Origin of the sequence: Blastomonas sp. (assembly GCF_041747255.1) — a bacterium.
Classification (GTDB): domain Bacteria; phylum Pseudomonadota; class Alphaproteobacteria; order Sphingomonadales; family Sphingomonadaceae; genus Blastomonas.
Genome location: NZ_JBGTFM010000425.1, coordinates 1 through 5,722, shown reverse-complemented (window position 1 = coordinate 5,722; position 5,722 = coordinate 1). Strand labels below are relative to the sequence as shown.

The 5,722-nt window shown below is 61.6% G+C and carries 6 protein-coding genes; 5 read left to right on the top strand and 1 reads right to left on the bottom strand.

Going from position 1 to position 5,722, the window contains the following annotated elements:
- The 5 genes from hslU to ACEW8G_RS14250 all read left to right on the top strand — a co-directional run.
- The coding region (gene hslU / locus ACEW8G_RS14270; RefSeq protein WP_373489068.1) for an ATP-dependent protease ATPase subunit HslU at window positions 1–1,224 on the top strand (1,224 nt) is incomplete at its 5' end.
- Between the two features lie 219 nt (window positions 1,225–1,443).
- Window positions 1,444–2,793, top strand: coding sequence for a M48 family metalloprotease (locus ACEW8G_RS14265; RefSeq protein ID WP_373489069.1), 1,350 nt, complete (start codon window positions 1,444–1,446; stop codon window positions 2,791–2,793).
- Window positions 2,794–2,903: 110 nt separating this feature from the next.
- Complete coding sequence (locus ACEW8G_RS14260; protein WP_373489067.1) at window positions 2,904–3,680, top strand: DsbA family protein; 777 nt, start codon at window positions 2,904–2,906, stop codon at window positions 3,678–3,680.
- On the top strand, window positions 3,677–4,720 hold the full coding sequence (locus tag ACEW8G_RS14255; RefSeq protein ID WP_373489066.1) for a M48 family metalloprotease: 1,044 nt from the start codon (window positions 3,677–3,679) through the stop codon (window positions 4,718–4,720). Before ACEW8G_RS14260 ends, ACEW8G_RS14255 begins: the two co-directional genes overlap by 4 nt.
- Before the next feature lie 225 nt (window positions 4,721–4,945).
- A complete protein-coding gene (locus ACEW8G_RS14250) occupies window positions 4,946–5,485 on the top strand; it encodes a GNAT family N-acetyltransferase (RefSeq protein WP_373489065.1) in 540 nt (179 codons plus the stop codon).
- 28 nt (window positions 5,486–5,513) lie between these two features.
- Here the strand turns inward: ACEW8G_RS14250 and ACEW8G_RS14245 are convergent.
- Window positions 5,514–5,722 (bottom strand): hypothetical protein (locus tag ACEW8G_RS14245; RefSeq protein ID WP_373489064.1); only part of this gene is annotated, 209 nt, incomplete at its 5' end.

The window sequence follows — 5,722 nt, the reverse complement described above, 5'->3', positions numbered from 1 at the left end:
GCTGTCGCGGTCGCGCTGCGCAACCGCTGGCGGCGGCAGCGGCTGCCCGCCGAGCTGCGCGACGAGGTGACGCCCAAGAATATCCTGATGATTGGGCCGACTGGCTGCGGCAAAACCGAGATATCGCGGCGACTGGCCAAGCTCGCCGATGCGCCGTTCATCAAGATTGAAGCAACCAAGTTTACCGAGGTTGGCTATGTCGGCCGCGACGTCGATCAGATCGCCCGCGATCTGGTGGAGGACGCGGTGCGGCTGGAAAAGGACCGCCGCCGCGAGAAGGTGCGCGAAGCGGCATCGGAGGCCGCGATGGAACGCCTGCTCAACGCGCTGGTCGGTGACAGCGCCAGCGAGGCGACGCGGCAGAGCTTTCGCCAGCGCATCACCGACAATCACATGAATGACACCGAGGTCGAAATCGAGGTGGAGGACGCCCCCAATATGCCGATGGAGATCCCCGGCATGGGCGGCCAGGTCGGCATGATCAACCTCTCCGACATGATGGGCAAGGCGTTTGGCCAGAAGCGCACCAAGCCGCGCAAGATGCGTCTCGCCGATGCGTGGGACAAGCTGATCGAGGAAGAAGCCGAAAAGCGCATGGACCAGGACGATGTCGCGCGCGTCGCGCTCGCCGATGCAGAGGCCAACGGCATCGTGTTTCTGGACGAGATCGACAAGATCGCGGTGTCTGATGTGCGCGGCGGATCGGTCAGCCGCGAAGGCGTGCAGCGCGATTTGCTGCCGCTGATCGAAGGCACGACCGTCGCCACCAAATATGGCCCGATGAAAACCGACCATGTGCTGTTCATCGCATCGGGCGCGTTCCATGTCGCCAAGCCCAGCGACATGCTGCCCGAACTTCAGGGCCGTTTGCCGATCCGGGTCGAGCTGAAGGCGCTGACCGAGGATGACTTCTTCCACATCCTCACCCAGACCAAAGCCAATCTGGCAGAGCAATACAGCGCGCTGCTGGGCACCGAAGAACTCACGCTGACGTTTACTGACGAGGCGCTGCACGCGGTTGCGCAGATCGCCGCTACAGTGAACGAAACGGTCGAGAATATCGGTGCTCGCCGCCTGCAGACGGTGATGGAAAAGCTGCTCGAAGACATCAGCTTCAACGCCGAGGACCGGCGCGGCGAGACGCTGAGCATCGATGCCGATTATGTCCACCAGCAACTGACCGGCATTTCGAAGAACACCGATCTCAGCAAATATGTGCTGTAGCCTGGCGTCTCGGCCGGTTGGATACCCGGCCCGGTTTGGCGCAAGCCACTGCCCACGGGCTGTCTATTGAACGCAAGCCGCGCTACGGTTGATGCAGCTATGGTTTTTCATGCTGCATTCATCGCTTGCCGGTCATTCGGGCAGGGACAATGCTGATCCTTCGGAGCGCTTGAACAGGTGGCAACTCACGCACAGTCTGCAAGTTCTTCCCGCCCGGTGATGCGGTTGATCGCCCGCGCGGTCGCGGTGTGCGCGGCACTGGTGCTCGCCATTCAGCCGGTGACCGCCCAGTCGATCCTGCGCGACGCCGAGACCGAGGCGCTGCTGAACGACATGTCGCGCGACCTGATCCGCGCCGCCGGGCTGCTGCCCTCCAACGTGAACGTGGTTGTGATCAATGACCGCAGCATCAACGCGTTCGTCGCGGGCACGCAGGATGTCTACATCCACAGCGGGCTGATCGAGGCAGCGGGCAACGTCAACGAGGTGCAGGGGGTGATCGCGCACGAGCTTGGCCATATCGCGCTTGGCCATTCGATCACCCGGTCGGAAGGCGCGGCGCGCGCATCGAAAATCACCATCCTGTCGCTGTTGCTGGGCATCGCCGCCGTCGCCGCAGGCGCTGGCGAGGCGGGGCTCGGCATCATGGGTGCAGGCCAGCAGGCCGCGCTCGGCAAGTTTCTGGCGCACACCCGCAACGAGGAGGCCGGGGCTGACGTTGCCGGCGCAAAATACCTCGCGGAAGCGGGGCTGACCGGCAAGGGGTCGATCAACTTTTTCAAGCGGTTGCAAAACCTGGAGTTCCGCCTCGCGATCCCGCAGGAAGACAGCTATAATCGCTCGCACCCGCTTTCGGGTGAACGCATCACGCTGTTGCAGGAAATCTACGAGAACGACCCGGCCTATGAACGGCCCATCGATCCCGAACTGGAAGCGCGGTTTCAACGCGTAAAGGCAAAGCTGGTCGGCTATGTTGCGGACCCGGCAGAAACCTTGCGCGATTACCCGGAAAGCGACCAGAGCGTGCCCGCGCGCTATGCCCGTGCCTATGCCTGGCACAAGAGCGCTTATCCTGAAAAGGCGCTCGAAGCTGCCAGATCGCTGCTCGACGAGTCACCCGATGATCCGTATTTTCTTGAAATCTATGGCCAGATCCTGCTCGAATCGGGCCGCCCGGCAGAGGCAATTCCTCCCTTGCGCAAGGCGGTTGCCAGCACCAACGCCCAGCCGCTGATCGCGGGCGTCTATGGTCATGCGCTGATCGCGACCGAAGACCCTGAAAACCTTCCCGAAGCCGAGCGCGTGCTGCGCGCCTCGGTGGCGCGCGATGCCGCCAATCCCTTTGCCTGGTATCAGCTTGGTGTCGTCTACGCCAACCGGGGCGATACCCCCCGCGCCGCGCTGGCGAGCGCAGAACGCTACGTGCTGCAGGGCAACGCTCCTCTGGCGCTGCGCAGCGCCGAACAGGCGATGACCAATCTGCCGCAAGGGAGTCCCGACTGGATCAGGGCGCAGGATATCGCCATATTGGCGCGCGACGCAGTTGAACGACAGGCCCGCCGCCGCTAAGCCCCGGCGATCCGCAGCGTTCACCCCACAACCCCTTACAGAACCGAAAGCCCGTCATGCCCGAACGCCACACCGCCGCTGACGCGCCAAGAACAAGGACCTGGCTGTTTATGGCTATCGCCGGATTGCTGACCCTCGCCGCTGCCGTCGGCACCTTTATGTGGCAGGGCGGCAGCCTTAAAACGCCCCCGACCAAGGCCGGGCAGACCGCCGAAGCCGCGGCACAGGCGGCGGGCATCAACGTGCAGGAAAAGCAGGCAATTGAGGCGATTGTTCGCGCGTATATCCTCGAAAATCCGGAGATCATACCGGAGGCGGTGCAGATGCTGCAAAGCCGGCAGGCGGCCAAACGCATTGATGCTGTGCGCAGCACCATCGAAACACCGCTCGCCGGGGCATTTGCGGGCAACCCCGATGGCGACATCGTGCTGGTTGAATTCTCTGATTTTGCCTGCGGCTTTTGCAAGCAAAGCGTCAACGATGTTCAGCGTTTGATAGGCGAAGACAAAAACCTCAAGATCGTGTTTCAGGAACTGCCGATCTTGTCGGACGAAAGCTCGCTGGCCGCCGCGTGGGCGATGGCAGCGGCGCAGCAGGGCAAATATTTCGCCTTTTACAAGGCGATGTTCGATGCCGGGCGGCCCAGCCAGTCGACCATCGAACAGGCCGCGCGCAAGGCAGGGCTGGACATCGAGGCAGCCCGCAAGTTTGCGACCAGCAGCGCGGCCAAAACCCAGATCGATGCCAACATCCGCATCGCGCAGCAGCTTGAATTCAGCGGCACGCCCAGCTGGGTGGTGGGCAACCGCATCCTCAATGGCGCGGTCGGCTTTGACGAATTGAAGGCGGCGGTTGACGAGGCGCGCGCCAAAAAGGCCGCCGGTTGATCGCTGACGGGATAGACGTGATGCGCCAGCGCGGCTTTGCAAAGATCAAGGCGCTGCTCCTGTTGATATTCGCTGTGCTGGCCTTGCCAGCGCACGCCGTGCCGGTCAGCAATCCGTTTCACGCGCTGCGCGCCGCAGATCAGCGGGTGCTCACAACTGGTCACCGCCTTGCCACTGCAAATGCCCCATTTTGCCGATCACGGGAGAATGCAGCGGGGCTGATGCTGCATCACATCGGCCAGTATGGCGATGAGGCCGGTGCCAGAGCGGCTTTTGGCTTCGCGCGCGATTTCGCGGTGCTGGCGCTGGTGCCCGGTGGTCCGGCTGCACTGGCGGGGCTCAGGCAAGATGACGCGTTGGTCGCGTTGAATGGCAGAGATTTCACGCCAAGCGAGGCAGCGCTAGCCGACATCGACCAGCCCGACGCCTATCGCCCGGTCGCTTGGGCCGATGCTATGCTGCGCACCGCGCTCGACACCGGTCCAGTGACGCTGACCGTGCTGCGCGACGGCGCAATAATTGACCTTACGCTAGCCGGCACGCCCGCCTGCCGCACCCGGTTTGAACTGCGGGCGACCGCCAATTATGGCGCGTCGGCCAATGGTGACACTGCCAGCATCACCACCGCGATGCTGGACTTCATGCACGACGATGACGAACTTGCGGCGATACTGGCGCACGAACTGGCGCACAATCTGCTCGAACATCGCAGGCGGCTGAACGAGGCAGGCATCCAGCGCGGCCTGATGCAGCAATTGGGCCGTAATGCGCGGCTGACTTTGGCCACCGAAATTGAAGCTGACCGCCTGTCAATCTGGTTGTTGGCCAATGCCGGTGTTGACCCGCAAGCCGCCATCCGCTTCTGGACCCGCTACGGCAAGGCCCGCGGCAAAGGCATCTTCTCCGCGCCGACGCACTACCGCTGGAAAAAGCGTGTCGGGCTGTTCGAAGAAGAGATCGCGAATCTAGGGACGGCTGAGCGGGGAGAGCATGGCTGGATGCCGCCGCTGCTGACAGAGCCGTTGGTGGGGCTGAAATAGGGTTATGCAGCCGTTCAACGGCAGCTTTGAGACGTTATGGTGTTAGGGATTGATGATCTTTTATGTTTGGAATTCGGAATGGCGGCATTTGGTGATGAAGTCCGAGATTGCGTCATTGGCATTGTAGCTTCGTTGCGAATAGGGCAAAATGTCGGGGCTCACCAAGGGCAAACGGAGAATTTGTGAACACGACCCGACTGAACGGCTGAACCGCGAAGGTTCGGCTTGCTGAAGAAACCGATGGCAAGCTCGGCTTTGCCAATAAGTTTCACGTGTCCAAATTTTTCCGAAAGCTTTATCATGAAAAAAGAATGTATCCGACCGCTTGAGCGGCGCGACCTTGAACGAGTCGCCTATTTAGTCGACGAAAACGCGATGTTTCCTCCCGAGATTTTGCCTGACCTGACGGCAGCCTTCTTCGACGGGGACGACGACCAGCGTTGGCTTGTCTTCGACGATGGCCAAGTCGATGCAGCTTGCTACTTCGTTCCCGAGGAAATGGCCGAAGGCGTTTGGAACTTGCTAATGATAGCCATCGATCCCAAACGACACGGTGCGGGTCTCGGCAGCCAACTTATGGAGGCCGTGGAAACGCAACTTGCCGAGGTAGGCGCTCGCATTCTGCTCGTCGACACGTCGGGCAAGGATGACTTTGAACGAACGCGCGCATTCTACGACATGCTCGGATATGAGCGGGAAGCGCGCATACGCGACTACTGGTCGGACGGAGACGACAAGGTCACGTTCCGCAAGGTTCTGACCTAAAGCGCGAGGGAGCCGCTCGGCGGCTCCCTCACCTATTTCGTCCGCATTTCGGGTGCAGCATCCCCGGTTTGGATGTCGACGATGGGGTCGTTTCAAGAATGACATCTGTGGACGCCCCTTTGGATGCAAGCGTTAAATCGGGGTATTTTGGCACGTAGTCGGATGCTGTCATCTGTCCGGCCTCGATGAGCAGCGCCATAGCTGCGGGCCAGTATGGGAGTTCGCGGACCGGATCCA